Here is a 16,855-nt window from a genome sequence, read left to right on the forward strand (position 1 = left end):
GCTCACATGGCCGAAACAAAACTGAAATCGAAATCGGTCGACGGCGCCGAAGCTGATGGCGTCGAGGAGACGCATCAGGGGAAGGCATCAACCGTCGATGTCGCGCCGCCGCCAGATGTTATCGAACCCGATCCGGGGCTCAGCCCGGAGGAGGCCGAGGAGGCGCGCAAGAAATATCTGCTGAAGCGGTTCTGGATCAGCGCGCGCGGCTATTGGAGCCGCAAGGGCGATGGTTTCGCCTGGCCATGTTCCATCGGGCTGCTGATCATGATCGGCGCCAATGTCGGCTTCCAGTATGGGATCAACAGGTGGAACCGCGGCATATTCGATGCCATCGAGCGGCACGATGCGGGTACCGTCTATTATCTGAGCGCGATCTTCCTGCCGCTCGTGGCCGGCAGTGTCATTCTCGTGACGTCACAGGTCTATGTCCGCATGATGATCCAGCGGCACTGGCGCCGGTGGCTTGCAACCTCGCTGATCGCACGCTGGCTGGCGAACGGGCGCTACTATCAGCTGAACCTCATCGGCGGCGATCACAAGAATCCGGAGGCGCGCATTTCCGAGGATCTGCGGATCGCCACGGAATCGCCCGTCGATTTCGTCGCCGGCGTCATCTCGGCCTTTCTCTCGGCCTCGACCTTCATCGTGGTTCTCTGGACGATCGGCGGCGCGCTGACGCTGCCGATCGGCGGGATGTCGATCACCATTCCCGGCTTCCTCGTCGTCACGGCTGTGCTCTATGCCGGCATCACCTCGACGACGATTGCCGTCATCGGCCGGCGTTTCGTTCGGGTTTCCGAGGTCAAGAACCAGGTGGAAGCCGAGTTTCGCTATACGCTGACGCATGTGCGCGAAAACGGCGAAAGCATCGCGCTTCTCGGCGGCGAGGAGGAGGAGCGCAACGACCTCAACAAGACCTTCGACAATGTTCTCCATCAGTGGGCGCAGCTTGCGCACCAGTATATGCGCACGACCTTCGTATCGCATGGGTCGATGCTGATCGCGCCTGTCGTGCCGGTGCTGCTCTGCGCGCCGAAGTTCCTCGAAGGCAGCATGTCGCTCGGCGAGGTGATGCAGGCGGCATCGGCCTTCGCGATCGTCCAGACCGCCTTCGGATGGCTCGTCGACAACTATCCGCGGCTTGCCGACTGGAACGCCTGCGCACGGCGCGTCGCCTCGCTGATGATGTCTCTCGACGGGCTGGAACGGGCTGAACAGAGCGATGCGCTCGGGCGCATCCAGCATGGCGAGACCGGGAGCGAGGCGATGCTGAGCCTCAATGATCTGGCTGTGTCGCTGGACGATGGAACCGCCGTGGTTACGGAAACCCGGGTCGAGATCGAGCCGGGCGAGCGGGTGCTGGTTGCCGGCGAATCCGGCTCGGGCAAGAGTACGCTCGTGCGCGCCATTTCAGGTCTCTGGCCATGGGGCCACGGCAGCGTCGATTTCCATGCCGACAGGCGGTTGTTCATGCTGCCGCAACGGCCCTACATCCCCTCCGGCACGCTGCGCCGCGCCGTCGCCTATCCCAATGCCGCCGACGCCTGGTCGCTGGACGAAATCAAGAGCGCGCTCGACAAGGTGGGGCTCGGTTACCTCAACGAGAAGCTCGGGGAAGAGGCGCCGTGGGACCAGATCCTGTCGGGCGGCGAAAAGCAGCGGCTCGCCTTCGCGCGCCTGCTGCTGCACAACCCCGATATCATCGTTCTCGACGAGGCGACCTCGGCGCTCGACGAGAAGAGCCAGGACAAGATGATGGAGATGGTGATCCGGGAACTTCCAAAGGTCACCATCCTCAGCGTGGCGCACCGCGCCGAGCTCGAAGTCTACCACAGCCGCAAGATCACGCTGGAACGGCGCAAAGGCGGCGCCAAACTTGTCAGCGATATCGATCTCGTCCCGCGCAAGAGGAAGCGGAACATGCTGTCGCGCTTCCTGGACAGTCCGCGCTCCCTGGCGAAGGGCGGAACGCGCTCGGGCAAGACGGCGCTGACCGACAGCAGGAAGTAGAAGCCCGTCCGCGGCCTTCCGTCAGCCTTGCGCCAGTTTCACAACCTAGTGGTACGGGCGCGCTCAACGCGCGGTTTCAATCAGGGAATATTGAAGGTCGATTTCATGACAGCTCCAGTTACCGGAAACCCATTGTCGCAAATGCTCAACAATGCTTTCACGAAGCTTGATCGGGACGGTGACAACAAGCTGAATGCAGATGAGTTCGCGGATTTCAATCAGGTCCTGATGCCCGGACTGAAGCTCGATGACAACGGCAAGCCGACGGTCGACATGCAGGCCCGCATGGATCACAACGGCGACGGTTTTGTCGATCGCGACGAGATGAACACGACGGGCGTGCTTATGCCTGCGGACATGTGCGATCCGAGTCTCGGCTCCATTATCAACTACCTTCACCTGAAGGGTGACGACGCAGCGCTCCGGGCAATGACGATGCTGGAGAGCGACACGCAGGACGATTCCTGACGGCGGTCGCCATCTGAAGAGTTTGCCACCGAAGAGGGCCGACGTTAGCGCGGACGGGCGACGGCTGACAGGAAATCCTGCGTGTTCGACAGGATGGTGTCGCCCATGAAGCGAAGGGATTCTACGGATCGTCTAGCGGCGTCCGCGTCCCCATATCCGCACGCATCTTCGATCAGGATCGGGACGATGCCAAGGTCGGCGGCGTGGCGGCAGGTCGGCTCTATGCCGATCTCCATTGCAATTCCGCAGATCGCCAGTGCCGAAAGGCCGGCATCGCGCATGGCGATTGCGAGCGGCGTTCCCTCGAAAGCCGACATGCCCAGCTTGTCGAACACGAAATCCTGCTCCTGCGGATAGAGTTCCGGAATGATCCGAACCGCCTCGCTGTCCCTCAGAAACCAGGGTTTCACGGCCTCGGGGTCATCGGTGCGCTGCCATGCCATTGCCATGCGAGTCGCAAACAGCCCCATCCACGGCCTCGGCAGGGAAAGGTGGCGGCAGAAGGCAATTCTCATCCCGGCATGTCTTGCGGCAGCGACGATCTCGGCGATGCGGCGGCCCGTTTCTTCCGCTCCCGGTACCTGCCGGGCAATGCCGATCTGCATATCGTAGACCAGCAATGCGGTCCGATCGGGAGAAAGCCAGTCTGCAAGTGTCGTGGGTATCGTCATCGGCGCATTCCCTGACAATGGTGACCGCCCTTAGTTAGGGCGCGGCGGCCCGTTTGAACAGCGATGCGGCGCAGGCGCAGTGCAATTGCGCACCCGGCCATCTGGAGAAGTGAATTTCCGGCCCGCCTGCCTTTGATCGGAACAGGAGCGCATGGCCAGGTCCTGCCCACCCCATATTGAATTCCAGCAATGTATTGAGTACAAATTATTATTAACTGCTAATAATAAAGAATTCACCGATTTACTCTATAAAAAGGGATAAGCGAAAGAGGGAGGGGCCTCTGTTTATTGTATCTGTACTGGATGAAGGCGAAGAGAGAAACTTTGTTGCCGTCGCTCTACACATCAGCGACAGCGAGATTCACATCGATGTCGGCGGCGTCGAACATCACTTCAGACTGGCCGACCTGATCGACATTCTCTCGGTCGAACACCATCGCGCCCATGATATCGCAGGGCGCGGTCGCGCCCTTGCGCTGTGCCATTGATCACGGTCGGGCCCGATATCGATCCCATGCCACGCCATTGCCGCGCCCCGGAGGGGCGGGCATAAATCGCCTTTGTGGTCCGTTTTCGGACGCCGGGGCGCGTTGACTGACGTCCAAAACTTGTCGTGACGAGCGGAACCTCGGCGGATGTACCAAGTTGTGCCTGATGACCCATGAAGCGCAATGGAGGTTTTTCATGCTTCTCAAGCTCATCACCGCATCCATCATTTCCATCGGCCTCGCGACGTCAGCAATGGCGCAGACTTCAGGCGTCGGCGGCGGCACGGGCAGTGCGGGTAGCGGCACGGGCGGTGCCGGCGGTACGTCCGGCAGCGGCGTCATCAGCCCCGGCACATCCGGCACCGGCATGGGGACGGGCGCGGGCACCGGTACAAGTACAGGTACAGGCACGGGCACCGGCAATGCGCTGGCGCCGGACGCAAACAGCACGACCAACAGCATCGTGCCTGACCCCGATACGACAAATCCGTCCGTGCGCGGCGCCTCCGGCACAGGCAACGGCATGAGCAGGGGAACGCCGGATTGCAACGGCATGACCGGCACCGGCACCGCCTCGGGGCTTCCGGGATCGGACACGTCCGCGCAGATACGCCCGAACTGCTAGGGCACTTCCGGCAAGGCCGTCACCCATTGGTAACCTAGTCGATGATGTGATAACCGCCGTCGATATAGATCGTATCGCCGGTGATCAGCCTTGCTGCGTCATGCGCGAGAAAGGCGGTCGCCATGCCGACATCGTCGATCGAGACGAGGCTGCGCGTGGGGGCCGTTTCCTCGGCCTTGTTCAGGAGTTCGTCGAATTCGGGAATGCCGGATGCTGCGCGTGTCGCCAGCGGGCCGGGGGAGATGGCGTGGACGCGGATGCCTTTCGGCCCGAGTTCGGCCGCGATGTAGCGCACGGCGCTTTCGAGTGCGGCCTTTGCGAGGCCCATGACGTTGTAGTTCTTCACCACCATCTGGCTGCCGTAATAGGTCATGGTGAAGAGCGTGCCGCCGCGTTTCATCAGCGGTTCGGCAAGATGGGCCATGCGGATGAAGGACCAGCAGGATATGTCCATCGTCTTCAGGAAACCGTCGCGCGGCACGTCGACGACGCGGCCCTGCAGCGTATCTTTCGGCGAGAAGGCGATGGAATGGACAACGAAGTCGAGCTCGCCCCAATATGCGGTGATGTTCTCGAACACGGCTTCCAGCTGCCCCGGCACCGACACATCGAGCGGCAGGAAAATCGGCGCTTCCAATGCGTCCGCCAGCGGCTCGACATGGGGTTTGGCCTTGTCGTTGAGATAGGTGACCGCGAGTTCGGCGCCAAGCGCGCGGAATGCCCTGGCGCAGCCCCAGGCGATCGACTGGTCGTTGGCGATGCCCACCACCAGGCCACGCTTGCCCTCGAGAAGTTTGGCCTTCACGTCCGGGATCATCATCTGCCCCTCTTGTTGGTTGAAAGGTCTGCCGTTCAGGCGGCGACAAGTGCGAAAGTATGACGTGCGATCATCAGTTCCTCGTCCGTCGGCACGACGTAGAGCGCGATCCTGCTGTCGTCGCCGGATATGAGCAATTCGCCGGCATCGTTGGCCCTTTCATGAAGCGTTGCTCCCAGCCAGCCGAGCTTGCGGACTATGCGCTCGCGCATGACGGGCGAGTTTTCACCGACGCCTGCGGTGAAGACGAAGGCATCGATGCCGCCGAGGGCCGCAGCAAGCATGCCGGCATTGAGGCCGATGCGATGGACGAAATGATCGAGTGCGAGACCGGCTCCCGGCTCGTCGCTCGACAGCAGATCGCGGACATCGTTGCTGATGCCGGACAGGCCCTTGAGACCGGACTCCTTGTAGAGCAGATCCTGCAATTGCGCCGGGCTCATGCCGCGTTCCTGCAGCAGATAGAGCAGCACGCCGGGATCGATCTGCCCGCATCGTGTGCCCATGGGCAGGCCGTCGAGAGCGGTGAAGCCCAGTGTGCTCTCGACACTTTTGCCCTCATGGATCGCGCAGAGCGAGGCGCCGCTTCCAAGATGCGCAACGATGAGCCGGCCGCGGCCGATATCCGGTGCGATCTCGGCGAGCCTGCCGGCAACATATTCGTAGGAGAGGCCGTGAAAGCCATAGCGCCGCACACCCTCGGCGAAGTAATGGGCGGGAATGGCGTAGTGATCGGTCACCGGATCATGGCCGCGGTGGAAGGCGGTATCGAAACAGGCGACCTGGGCGAGCTGCGGCTGGTTTTCCAGCAATACGCGAATGGGCGCAAGGTTGTTCGGCTGGTGCAGCGGCGCAAGCGGCGTGTAGCGTTCGAGGTCGCGCAGCAGGTTCGCGTCGATACGCACCGGGTGCCTGTGGTCGGGTCCGCCGTGGACGACCCGATGACCGACGGCGACCAGCCGCCCCTCGTGCCGTTCCCGCAGCCATTGGCCGACCAGCCGCATGGCCGCCGGCAGGTCGGGAACGGTCTCGCCGGGATAGTCGGCGTCGGCGAGCTTTTCGCCGGCGGCGTTCTTGATCGTCAGGCGCGGCGCGGTGCCGATGCCCTCCATCTTTCCCTTCACCTGCCGCGCGAGCGGGTCCGAGGCGGCGAAGACCTCGAATTTCAGACTGGAGGAACCGGCATTGACGACGAGAAGCGTGTCCATGGCATTAACCGCCCTGAATCGGCGCCGTACGCCGGCGCGCTTCGGCAAAGAGCACGCCGACGGCGCAGGAGGCGAGGCGTGCCCTGACGTTGTCGGCGCGCGATGTCAGGATAATCGGCACCCGCGCGCCCAGCACGAGGCCCGCCGCATCCGCCCGCGCCAGGAAGGTCAGGTTCTTCGCCAGCATGTTGCCGGCTTCGAGATTGGGCACGACGAGGATCTGCGCCCGGCCGGCGACCTCGGACCGGATGCCCTTGATGCGTGCCGCTTCCGGATCGATCGCATTGTCGAAGGCGAGCGGTCCGTCGAGGATGCCGCCTGTTATCTGTCCGCGCTCGGCCATCTTGCAGAGTGCGGCCGCATCGATGGTCGAGGGGATCTTCGACGTCACCGTCTCGACCGCCGAAAGGATCGCCACCCGGGGCGTGCCGAGGCCGATCGCCGTGAAAAGATCGATGGCGTTCTGGATGATATCGCGCTTGGCATCGAGATCGGGGGCGATGTTGATGGCGGCGTCGGTGATGAAGAGCGTCTCGGAATAGTTCGGCACGTCCATGACGAAGACATGGCTGATGCGCCGTGCCGTCCTCAGGCCCGTGGCCGACGAGGTGACGGCCCGCATCAGCTCGTCCGTATGAAGGCTGCCCTTCATCAGCAGTTCGGCGCGGCCTTCGCGGATGATCTCCACCGCTTTCGCAGCCGCCGCATCGCTATGCGGCGCATCGACCAGCTCGAAGGGCGAGATATCGATGGCATGCGCTTTTGCAACCGTTCTGATCTTCTCCGCCGGCCCGACGAGGACCGGACGCATGAGCCCGTCTTCGGCGGCTTCGACCGCTCCGCGCAGCGATGACTCGTCGCAGGGATGAGCAACGACGGTGGTCATCTGCGGCGCTTGCCTTGCCTTGACAATCAGCCGCTCATATTTTTCGTGCTGCCTGGCTTCGCCAGGGTTTTCCCAATCCGGCATGTGCCTCCGCTCCCTGTTGAATGACCGTTTCGAGCCCTGATGCGCCCGGTTATTTTGCGCGCCTGACGGCCCTGAGTGGCGTCGGGCTGCTGGGTGTCGGGCTGATCGACGGTGGGCTGCCCGGCGATACCGGCCCGGCAAGGGGCGCTGCGGAAATGCCAAAGAGGTCGACGATCTTCTGCCAGCGCCGCTCGGCCTCGCCGGAGAGTGGGCCGCGCGCGTTCAACACTTCACGAAGCGAGGCGAGGGCATGACGGCGGGCTTCCTCGTCCGCCGGCAGGAGTTGCGGTATCGCGTCGACGGCAGCCTGCTCATCGATGACAAGCATGAGGAACTGGTCGCGGATCAGCGCCTTGAATTCGGCAAGCGTCATCGCCGGCATGTTGTTCTCGGCGCGCCGCATCCGGCGGATGGCGGCAAAGCCGCGCTCGTCGGCTGCGCCATGCGCCATGGCGACATGAAGCAGGCTGCGCGCCAGACCTTCCTGCAGGCCGCCCTTGTCGATCCGCGCCCTCAGCTCCTCGATCCTCGTTTTCAGCACCTGGGCATGCAGCGCTGTCTTGCTTGCGCGACGGTGCGGCTTCTCGCTCCATGGATCGATGCCGACCGCCGCCTGCAGGAACGGCGAGCCGTAGACGGTGAGGAACGCCGCCTCGCTGAGCGCCTCAATCCCTTCACGCCATGCGTCGAGTCCGGCGACGATCTGGTGTGAAACGATCTGCTCGAAGGCGAGGAAGGGATTGTTTGCGGCAACGGGACGACGCTCTTCCTCCACGTCGACCGCAAGGTCGGCAATGGGCGCCATCAGGGGATTGAGGTCGGAAAGCAGCTCGTATTGCAGCCGCAGCGGATGCAGCCTGCGCATCTCTTCGGCCGCCTGTTCCGGCACCATTGCGCGGATGAAAGGCTGGGCGAAGGTGCGGTAGAGCGACAGGTTGATTTCCGAGACCTTGGCCGCCGTCGCAAAACGCCTGTCATCGGCGGCATTGTTGCAGCCGAGCGCGCGTATATCGTCGAGCGTCCGCTCCTCGCAGCGCATGATCCAGTCGCCCTCGACAAGGTCGCTGCCGACGGTCGCATCCGTCCTGGCTTCGAAAATCGCCTCGTAGAGGCCGGGCGGCAATGCATCGATCAGGTCGATATTGCTGGAGAATTCCCCATGTTCCTTGCGGGCGACGCTGGCGGAGACGAAAATGCCGAGATGGCCGATCTTTTCGTGCACCGTGTAGACGATCGTCTGGCCATGCGAGCGGATCTCGTTGACGCTGTCATAGAGATCGGCGATCCAGCCGAGCGCCTGGGCGGGCGGGGTGATATTGTCTCCCTTGGAGCAGAAGACGACGATCGGTGCGCGGATATTCCTGAGATCGATCGTCTCGCCCTTCGAGGTCTCGATGCGACCGGCGGCGAGGTTGTTGCCGACAAAGAGCTCGTCGACGATGAACTGGATTTCCTGTGCATTCAGGTTGACGTGATTGCCCCACCATTGCTCGAAGCCGAGATAGCGCGGCGCCTCGGTATCGATCTTGGAATAGAGATTATATTGCTTGGTCCAGAGCGTATTGGCGGGGTTCTGGTTTTCGAAATTCTGCACCAGCCATGCCCCGTCGAACTTGCCGTGGCCGAGATCGCCGGTCAGCGCCGTCAGCCAGGTGCCGCCGAGCAGGCCGCCCGTATAGCGCATCGGATATTCGCCGCGCTTGCCGGCCCAGTAGGAAAGGGGGGCGCCGGCGATGATGATCGAGCCGAAAAGCTCGGGCCGCATGGCAGCGAGCATCATGACGGCCCAGCCAGCCTGGCAATTGCCGATCACGCAGGGCTTTGCGTCAGCGTCCGGATGCAGCGCAATGACCTTTTCCAGAAAGATCGCTTCGGCAAGCGCGATATCCTCGAGCGTCTGGCCAGCGACCGGGTCCGGCAGGAAGCCGATGAAATAGCAGGGGTGGCCGGCTGCGAGCGCAACACCGATCTCGCTATCGGCCTTGAAGCCGCCAATGCCCGGCCCATGCCCGGCACGCGGATCGACCACAACGAAAGGCCGGCGTGTTTCGTCGATATCCGTGCCCTCGGGCGGGACGATGCGAACCAGCGCGTAGTTGACCGGCCGCTCGAGGTCGCGCCCGTCCAGTAGCACCTCGGGCGTGAAGCTCAGCACATGGGGTGCTGCCGCTTCCGAATGGACACGATATTGATTGCCGCGCTTTCGCATCACATCCCAGAAGAGAACGCTGCGCTGGGTGGCGTCTCTGAGATAATCGAAGGCCATGCCGGCCGGGCCGAACTGGGTTGCAAAATCAAACTTCGAGAGATGGGAAGGGTACCACATGCCAAACATGTCAAACCTCCTGGCTCACCGCTCTCGGCGGGAGTTCAAAGACCTAATTGCTGGAAGTAATAGTCTCGATCCTCGTCCGCATTGCGCATGGGCGGCGCTGCCGGCCACGGAGTTTTGTTAGCACCTGCAGCATAGTTGGAGCGCCCCGCGGTGCAACGTATTTTACGGTAGGTTACGGGCCGTTTTCAGCTCGCCTTTCGACCCGTCATCCATGTCCGGCGGGCGGGCTTGCCGGCCGATCGTGTTGACCGATGTCAAAGACCATGGTGTGCCGGATCGCTACCGTGGGGATATCCATCACGGAGGGCAGCCATCATGGCCATCACCACAGTTCTTGGTATCCTCAGGAGCAGCAAATTCGAGCGCGACCTGAAAGGCGCGGCGGGTTTTTGCGCCACCTACGGGGCTCATCTGACCGCACTTGCCGTTTCCATCGGCGCGGCCCCGTCGCTCAGCCAGTACGATGCCATTTCCACCATCTGGCTGGATGAGAGGCAGCGCGAGATCGACGAACTCGCCACCACGACCGCGAAGATCAAGGAGACCCTGTCGGGCAGCGATCTCTCGTTCGAGGTGCAGGATCTCTACACGGAATTTGCATGGGCCGACGAGGATTTCGCCGAGCGTGCGCTTTATGCCGATATCGTGCTCCTGGGATCGGACGCGGCAGGAGATGCCGACCTCAGAAAGCGGATCTTCGATGGCGCGCTCTTCCAGACCCCGACGCCGATCCTGATCAACCGCGGGCAAAAGGCCATCGCCGCGTCGCCAAGGTCCGTGGTGCTCGCATGGGATTCCAGCAACGAGGCGGCGCGGGCGGCCCGCCAGTCGCTCGATCTTCTGGAAAGAGCCGAGATCGTTCATGTGACGATGGTCGACCCGGTCGCGCGCATGCGCACGAATGGCGAGGAGCCGGGCGCCGACATAGCGGGCTTCCTTGCCCGGCACGGCGTCAGGGTTCAGGTCGATCGGCTCTCGAGCGAAGGCAGAAGCGCCGATGCGATCATCACCCGGCATGCGGTGGACATGGGCGCGGACCTGATCGTCATGGGCGCCTACAATCATCCGAGATGGCAGCAGAGCCTGTTCGGCGGCGTGACCCGCAGGATGATCGAGGAATGCCAGCTGCCGCTCTTCCTTGCCCACTGAACCAGAGAACTTCGGCCTTCTCGCGCAAATGCCATCGGCAACAGGGAGGTGGATCCCTGTCCAGAATATTAGAAAATGTGTATGAAGGTCGAGCTGGTTCGGGGGACATGCGAATGCTGTCGATTTCGAGGGCATGCACTGCTGAGGATTTCACCATCAGTGGCGAATTGTGCAGGTCGTTTGGCGCCTGGGATGCCGAGGCATGCCGCGCCTATGACATCCCGCCGGAGGTGGTGGAGACCTTTTTCCATAGCGAGGACGACGAGGCGCTGGCAGCAAGGTACAGCCAGGCGGACGCTCCGCTTCTGCTGGCCCGATGGCATGGCGAACCGGCAGGGTGCATTGCCCTTGCACCGTTCGACGAGGGCGCGGCCGAGATCCACAAATTCTATGTAGACCCGGCCTTTCGAGGGCGCGGTATCGGCAAGGCACTCCTGCAGGCGATCATGGCCGAAGCCGGCAAGGGGCCGAGATCGATGCTGCTGCTTCATACGACGGTCTATATGAAGAGCGCGGTGTCGCTGTACGAAGCGTTCGGTTTCACGCCTTGCCCGCCGTTCCGGGACATTCCTGATGTGATCAGGCACACCGAGGTCTTCATGAAGCGGCCGATCGAGCGCGACAATTTCATTCGGTAGCCTGCTTGCTGCGATTGCTGCCCCTTGGAAATCTCCCGTATCCAAGCGAAGATCATCCCGCTCTGGCTCTTGGGGGAGATGCTGATGGAAAACCACGAGGCTTTTTTACGTGAGGCGATTGCGCTTTCGAAATCCGCGATGGAAAACGGCGACGAGCCGTTCGGGTCGGTGCTGGTGAGGGATGGCGAAGTCATCCTTCGCGCTGAAAACAGCGTCTTCACCGGCCACGACATGACGAACCATGCCGAGATGAACCTCGTCAAACTGGCGGCAAAACACTACGACACCGCCTATCTTGCCGACTGCACGCTCTACACCAGCACGGAGCCGTGCGCGATGTGCTCCGGGGCGATCTACTGGTCGGGCATCGGGCGCATGGTATTTGCGTGCTCGGAGGTACGGCTTGGCGAGATTGCCGGGATCGGGTTGAACGTGCCGAGCCGGGCGGTGCTGCAGACCGGCGCGCGCATTGTCACCGTCGAGGGACCGACGAACCTCGAAGAGGAAGCCGCCGCAGTCCATCAGGAATTCTGGCCGAAACATCTGGGCAAAGCTTAGGGCTTGTTATCTAGCGCAGTGCCCTGAGCGCGTTCAGGATCACGGCCACATCGATCACTTCCTGCAGCATGGCGCCGGTGACCGGCGGCAGGAAACCGGCGCCCGCGAAGAGCATGGCGACGAGCGAGAGGCCGATGCCGGCGAAAATGCTCTGGACGGCGATGGCGCGGGAGCGCCTGGCTATCTCGATTGCGGTGGCGATCCTGTTCAGATCGTTGCGGATCAGGACGATATCGGCAGCTTCCGCCGCAGCCGCGAGATTGGTGGCGCCGACGGCGATGCCGACATCGGCAGCTGCAAGCGCCGGAGCATCGTTGACGCCATCGCCGACCATCATGACCCTTCCAGCGGTACGCTCCCTGGCGACGACCTCGACCTTCTGGGCGGGTGTGAGCCGCGCCTCGACGGCATCCAGCGACAGCGATCCGGCAATGGCGGCGGCAACGCTGCGCTCGTCGCCGCTCGCAAGCACGATCCGGCGGACACCAAGCTTGCGGAGCTTGCCGACAAGCTCGACCGCATCGCCGCGCAGCCGATCCTCGAAAACGATTTCGCCGGCGAGTTGTCCGTCGAAAAAGACCTTTGCCTGCATCCGGCCTTTTTTCTCAGGCGGGCGGGAGGGCCTGCCATCCGCCGTGAAGTAATTATCGCCGCCGACGCTTACCCTGATCCCGTCGACAAGCCCGGAAATTCCGGCGCCTGCAAGCTCCGATACGTCCGCCGGGCGTGACAGCGCCAACTGCCGTCTCCGGGCTTCCCTGACGATCGCGCGGCCGACGACATGTGAGGATGCCTGATCGAGCGAAGCGGCAAGACGCAGGATCCTGTCCGGTCCTTCCGGCCCGTCGATCGAGACGACTTCCGGATCGCCCGCCGTCAGCGTGCCGGTCTTGTCGAAGACCGCGACGGAGGCGTCGGCCAGGATCTCCAGCGGGCCTGCGCCCTTTACCAGCACACCCGCCTTGGCCGCTTTCGAGGTTCCAGCCGCAAGCGCCACGGGAACGGCGAGGATCAGCGGGCAGGGGGTTGCGACGACCAGAACCGCGACGATGCGCGCCATGTCACCGGACAGGATGGCGGCGCCGGCCGCGATTGCCAGCGTCAGGAGCAGAAAGGCGATCGCATAGCGATCGGCCAGTCGCGCGATCCGCGCCTTCGAACGCCGGGATGCCTCGACCAGCTTGACGATGCCGGAATAGGTGCTGTCTTCGGCGCGGCTTTCGACCCTGATCTCGACCGCGTCTCCGGCATTGGTGGCGCCGCTCGAAATCCGCTCGCCGCTGGAGACGGTGACCGGAAAGGCTTCTCCGGTCAGGACGGATTGATCGATCGATGCGCTCTCCGACATCAGAGTACCGTCGGCAGGGATCACATCGCCCCTGCGGATCATCAGAACGTCCCCCACCGCGATGTCGGGAATGGGGACTTCCTCCAGCCCGTCTTCCATGAGGCGAAGTGCGGTGCGCGGCACCTGTGCCAGGAGGGCCGACATGCCTTCGTCGGCACGCCGATGCGCAAAGGCTTCCAGAAACTGGCCGCCGGCATACATGAGGGCGACGATCGCCCCGGCGAGATATTCGCCGAACCAGAGGGTCGAGCCCATGGCAAGGGCTGCGATCAGGTCAAGACCAAAATCGCCGTTTCGGAGCTTGGCACCAATGTCGATCAACAGGAAGGCAAGGGCAACACAGGTGCTTGCGGCAAGGGCCAGCCGGCTTGCCGAGCCGAAATCCAGCAGGAAGAGGACGAAAGCACCGGCCAGACCGGCCACTGCTGCCGCCGCCATGATTGTCGAGCGCAAGCCGATGTCGGGCATCCATGCGCGCGGTTCGCCGGAAATGCGAATTCGGGGCTGAACCTTCGGCTCGTCCGGAACGCTCATGGTCGCACGCCTCCCATTTCGGCTGGGTGTTTCTTATCGGGTGCGCAGGATCGATGCTTGAACTCGTTGCCTGGCGCCGTCATGCGCCCGGGAATGTGGCACGGTCAGCGGATTTTTCCTTGATCTCACGCAAGCTGCGCCTGACCGATGGGCACGACGACCTTGCTCCAACGGCTGACATGATGAAATGTCCCCTGTCGGACGTCAAAGCGTCATGACCATCTCGTGCCACACCATTCCACCATGATCGGAGGCGGACGGTTTGACGTAACGGTAGCCCATCTTCTCGTAGAGCGGCACATGCTGGTCCTTGCACATCAGGTGGATGGTCTCCTTTCCCATCCCGCGCATCTGCTGGATAAAGCGCTGCATGAGGAGTTTCGAATAGCCCTTTCCCTGTTCGGCGGGATCGACGACGACGGACATAATGACGACATTCGGAGCGGCCGGATCGTGGCCAACCAGCTCCTTGAGTTCTTCGTCCGACATAACGACGTCGAACGCGCAACCGCTATTGATGAAGCCGGCGATTTTTCCGCCGATGTCAAGAATCAGAAATCCTTCGGGGTACTGCGCAATACGCTTTTCTATCCTCTCCAGCGTTGCAGCCTCGTCGCCCTCATAGGCGGACGTTTCGATCTCGAAGCATCGCTCGGCATCATCAGGGATAGGGCGTCGAAAGGAGTGGGCGGAGGGCATCGTGATTGTTCTTTTGTGCCTAAACGGGGTTGGTGTGAAGAGTTTTGGCAGATCGCCATACCAACGGGACCAACACCAGAGCGGCCGCCGGCAGGACAACCCAATTGATCGTCTCCCATCCCGAATTGTGAAGGAGCGATCCCGCGGAGAATGATGCGCACGCGACGGTACCGAATACCAGGAAGTCGTTCGCGCCCTGAACTTTGCTTCGTTCCGCGGGCGTGTAGCAATCGGCGACCATCGATGTCGCGCCGATGAAGCCGAAGTTCCAGCCGACACCGAGCAGGATAAGTGCGATCCAGAAATGCGCGATGTCCAATCCGGAGAGTGCCACGGCCGCTGAGCAGCAGATGAGCAGAAGGCCGACAGCCGCTACCTTTTCCTTGCCCAATCGAACCATGAGCCTTCCCGTGAAGAAGCTTGGGCCGTACATCGCGAGGATATGCCACTGGATGCCAAGCGCTGCCTGGTCGACGGAATGTCCGTGACCGACCATGGCGATCGGCGATGCGGTCATGACGAACGTCATCAGTCCGTAGGAAACGACGCCTGTTGCGATAGCGAGGAGATAGCGGGATGTACCGAGAATCTCGAACAGAGGCCTCCCGCCTTCGGCTTGCGCGCCCGAGGACCGGGCAGACGGAGGCCGGGTGAGCATCAGGAGAACGGGGACGGCGAGCGTTGCCAGCGCGGCCTGGCTGACGAAGCTGCCAGCGAACGGTGTTCCTGGAAAGGCGTCGCGTGTCCAGATCACTAGCTGGGGTCCGATGATCGCGGCCACAAGGCCACCGATCAGGACGCGGGAGATGGCCTTCTGGCTCTCGGCTCCAGTCGCGTAGTCGGCGGCTGCGAAACGATAACTCTGCACATAGGACGAATAGAAGCCCGCGAGAGCTGTCCCGAAGCAGAAGACAACAAAGCTGCCGAGCGCGATCCCGAGCGCGGCGATGAGCCCGGAGATCGTGCCGATACCCGCTCCCACCAGGTAGCCCGACCTCCGCCCGAACCGTCGCATAACATAGGCGGCCGGAAGCGTGCCGAGAGCCAGACCGAGATTGAGCAGGCTTACGGGCAGTGTGATGAGATCGGGGGCAGGAGACAGGTGTTGGCCTACCAGGCCCCCGAGGGAAATCACGATCGGCGCGTTCGCGCCGCCGAGGGACTGGGCGATCGTCAGAACCCAAAGGTTTCGTTTGGCCGCCGACTGGTCGACGCCACTCTCCATCACGCTCATCGAAATTCCTACTTTGAAAGATAGGGGGAAACGGCCCGCTGCGCGGCAGTCACAGCCCCAGAGAGATAACCTGGTTCGGTGGGACTTGTCTCGCTTCCGGCCAAGCTCAGGCGTCCGTTCCACGGGCCGGTTACCCAAGCGTCGTCAAGAACAGCCGGATGTCCACCCCCAACAAGGTCGGCTACGGTTGCTGTCAAAGGATCGGCCGCCCAGTCCTTCAGCAGCGTCGCGACCGGGTCTCCAGCCGCGGGACCGAACAAGCGCACAAGCTGACTGACGCAGGCCGCCTTCAATACGTCTTCACCGACCGTGGTGCGCTGTTCGGCGGGGACGCCGATGAAGCCGAATATGGCGGCTTTTCCCGACGCCGTCGTCGCGTCATGGATTTCGACCAACGGCCCGACCATGCTCTGTGCGGTTCCGGACAGACCATTTGTTCTCCAGAACGGTCGATCATAGATCGCGAAGAATTTGGCATGCGGAGCCATCCAGGTTGCCGTATTGCGCCACCTCTTCGCGGTTCCGTCGTCCTGGGGCGGATCGAAGGTCACCGAGGCTTCCAGCAATCGTGGTGGCAGCGCCGCGATGACGTGTCGTGCCTCGATAGTTGTCGTTTCCCCACCGTCGCCTTGAACCGTCAAACGAACGGAACTGCCGCCGAGGGACATCGCCGTCACCTTGCTCCCGAGCAAGATTCGTTCTGCGGACAGTTCCCGGGAGACGGCACGAACCGCAGCGGCTGTCCCGCCCGAAAGCCGCATCGAACCTTGATCCGGCATCTGCGGGCTGTACCGCTGAGGACCTTCGCGGGACATGCGTTCGAAGACGACGTCGCCCTCACTGTTCTGAGCGAAGGATTGAAGACCAAAATCTGATATCAGCGAAGCCATGGCGGGCTGCATCGCCGGCCAATACCACGAGGGTCCGAGGTCGAACCCGTCGTCCGAAGGTTGGCCGCTCGCGTCGGCGGAGAAGATGCGACCGCCAAGACGGTTGCGCGCCTCGACGACCAGAAAATCTATCCCGGCAGCATTAAGTGCCCATGCCGCGTAGAGTCCGGCCAGGCCCGCGCCGACAACAGCAATTTCGCACGACTTCAT

The 16,855-nt window shown here is 62.5% G+C and carries 16 protein-coding genes; 6 read left to right on the top strand and 10 right to left on the bottom strand.

Annotated elements, in window-relative coordinates; genetic code table 11:
• Window positions 1-6 precede the first annotated feature (6 nt).
• Together FHX06_RS06745 and FHX06_RS06750 are read left to right on the top strand one after the other, a co-directional pair.
• Window positions 7-2,013, top strand: a complete 2,007-nt coding sequence (locus FHX06_RS06745) for an ABC transporter ATP-binding protein/permease (RefSeq protein WP_183878622.1) — start codon at window positions 7-9, stop codon at window positions 2,011-2,013.
• A 105-nt stretch (window positions 2,014-2,118) separates the two neighbouring features.
• Entirely contained in the window at window positions 2,119-2,481 is a 363-nt protein-coding gene (locus tag FHX06_RS06750; protein ID WP_112546703.1) for a hypothetical protein, read from the top strand.
• A gap of 44 nt (window positions 2,482-2,525) precedes the next feature.
• On the opposite strand, the gene FHX06_RS06755 is transcribed toward FHX06_RS06750, so the two are convergent.
• A complete protein-coding gene (locus FHX06_RS06755) occupies window positions 2,526-3,152 on the bottom strand; it encodes a cysteine hydrolase (RefSeq protein ID WP_183878624.1) in 627 nt (208 codons plus the stop codon).
• Window positions 3,153-3,490: 338 nt separating this feature from the next.
• Window positions 3,491-3,637 (bottom strand): hypothetical protein, encoded by a 147-nt coding sequence (locus FHX06_RS06760; RefSeq protein ID WP_162728581.1) that lies wholly within the window; start codon window positions 3,635-3,637, stop codon window positions 3,491-3,493.
• A gap of 199 nt (window positions 3,638-3,836) precedes the next feature.
• Here FHX06_RS06760 and FHX06_RS06765 point away from each other — a divergent pair, with 199 nt between their 5' ends.
• Entirely contained in the window at window positions 3,837-4,265 is a 429-nt protein-coding gene (locus tag FHX06_RS06765; RefSeq protein ID WP_183878626.1) for a hypothetical protein, read from the top strand.
• A 34-nt stretch (window positions 4,266-4,299) separates the two neighbouring features.
• On the opposite strand, the gene fabI is transcribed toward FHX06_RS06765, so the two are convergent.
• From fabI to FHX06_RS06785, 4 genes are read right to left on the bottom strand one after another with little or no spacing between them, the layout of a single operon-like run.
• Window positions 4,300-5,085 (bottom strand): enoyl-ACP reductase FabI, encoded by a 786-nt coding sequence (gene fabI, locus FHX06_RS06770; RefSeq protein ID WP_112546626.1) that lies wholly within the window; start codon window positions 5,083-5,085, stop codon window positions 4,300-4,302.
• A gap of 32 nt (window positions 5,086-5,117) precedes the next feature.
• Window positions 5,118-6,290, bottom strand: coding sequence for an acetate/propionate family kinase (locus FHX06_RS06775; RefSeq protein WP_112971949.1), 1,173 nt, complete (start codon window positions 6,288-6,290; stop codon window positions 5,118-5,120).
• A 4-nt stretch (window positions 6,291-6,294) separates the two neighbouring features.
• Entirely contained in the window at window positions 6,295-7,401 is a 1,107-nt protein-coding gene (locus FHX06_RS06780) for a phosphate acetyltransferase (protein ID WP_281413351.1), read from the bottom strand.
• On the bottom strand, window positions 7,310-9,586 hold the full coding sequence (locus FHX06_RS06785; protein ID WP_183879196.1) for a DUF3141 domain-containing protein: 2,277 nt from the start codon (window positions 9,584-9,586) through the stop codon (window positions 7,310-7,312). The genes FHX06_RS06780 and FHX06_RS06785 overlap by 92 nt, the downstream gene beginning before the upstream one ends.
• 324 nt (window positions 9,587-9,910) lie before the next feature.
• Here FHX06_RS06785 and FHX06_RS06790 point away from each other — a divergent pair, with 324 nt between their 5' ends.
• From FHX06_RS06790 to FHX06_RS06800, 3 genes are all read left to right on the top strand, one after another.
• Complete coding sequence (locus FHX06_RS06790; protein ID WP_183878630.1) at window positions 9,911-10,744, top strand: universal stress protein; 834 nt, start codon at window positions 9,911-9,913, stop codon at window positions 10,742-10,744.
• 113 nt (window positions 10,745-10,857) lie between these two features.
• Window positions 10,858-11,382 carry a GNAT family N-acetyltransferase gene (locus FHX06_RS06795; RefSeq protein ID WP_183878632.1) on the top strand — a complete coding sequence of 175 codons (525 nt, stop codon included), beginning with the start codon at window positions 10,858-10,860 and terminating at the stop codon, window positions 11,380-11,382.
• Window positions 11,383-11,466: 84 nt separating this feature from the next.
• Window positions 11,467-11,940 (top strand): nucleoside deaminase, encoded by a 474-nt coding sequence (locus tag FHX06_RS06800; protein WP_112971952.1) that lies wholly within the window; start codon window positions 11,467-11,469, stop codon window positions 11,938-11,940.
• Between the two features lie 10 nt (window positions 11,941-11,950).
• Here the strand turns inward: FHX06_RS06800 and FHX06_RS06805 are convergent, their stop codons facing one another.
• From FHX06_RS06805 to FHX06_RS06820, 4 genes are all read right to left on the bottom strand, one after another.
• Window positions 11,951-13,756, bottom strand: coding sequence for a heavy metal translocating P-type ATPase (locus FHX06_RS06805; protein ID WP_246715523.1), 1,806 nt, complete (start codon window positions 13,754-13,756; stop codon window positions 11,951-11,953).
• Between the two features lie 270 nt (window positions 13,757-14,026).
• Window positions 14,027-14,521, bottom strand: coding sequence for a GNAT family N-acetyltransferase (locus FHX06_RS06810; protein WP_183878636.1), 495 nt, complete (start codon window positions 14,519-14,521; stop codon window positions 14,027-14,029).
• Between the two features lie 19 nt (window positions 14,522-14,540).
• Entirely contained in the window at window positions 14,541-15,755 is a 1,215-nt protein-coding gene (locus FHX06_RS06815; protein ID WP_113211534.1) for an MFS transporter, read from the bottom strand.
• Window positions 15,756-15,763: 8 nt separating this feature from the next.
• Window positions 15,764-16,855: a flavin monoamine oxidase family protein gene (locus tag FHX06_RS06820; protein ID WP_183879198.1), complete on the bottom strand. Its 1,092-nt coding sequence runs from the start codon at window positions 16,853-16,855 to the stop codon at window positions 15,764-15,766.

It is taken from the genome of Rhizobium sp. BK512 (assembly GCF_014194915.1).
Taxonomy (GTDB): Bacteria; Pseudomonadota; Alphaproteobacteria; order Rhizobiales; family Rhizobiaceae; genus Rhizobium.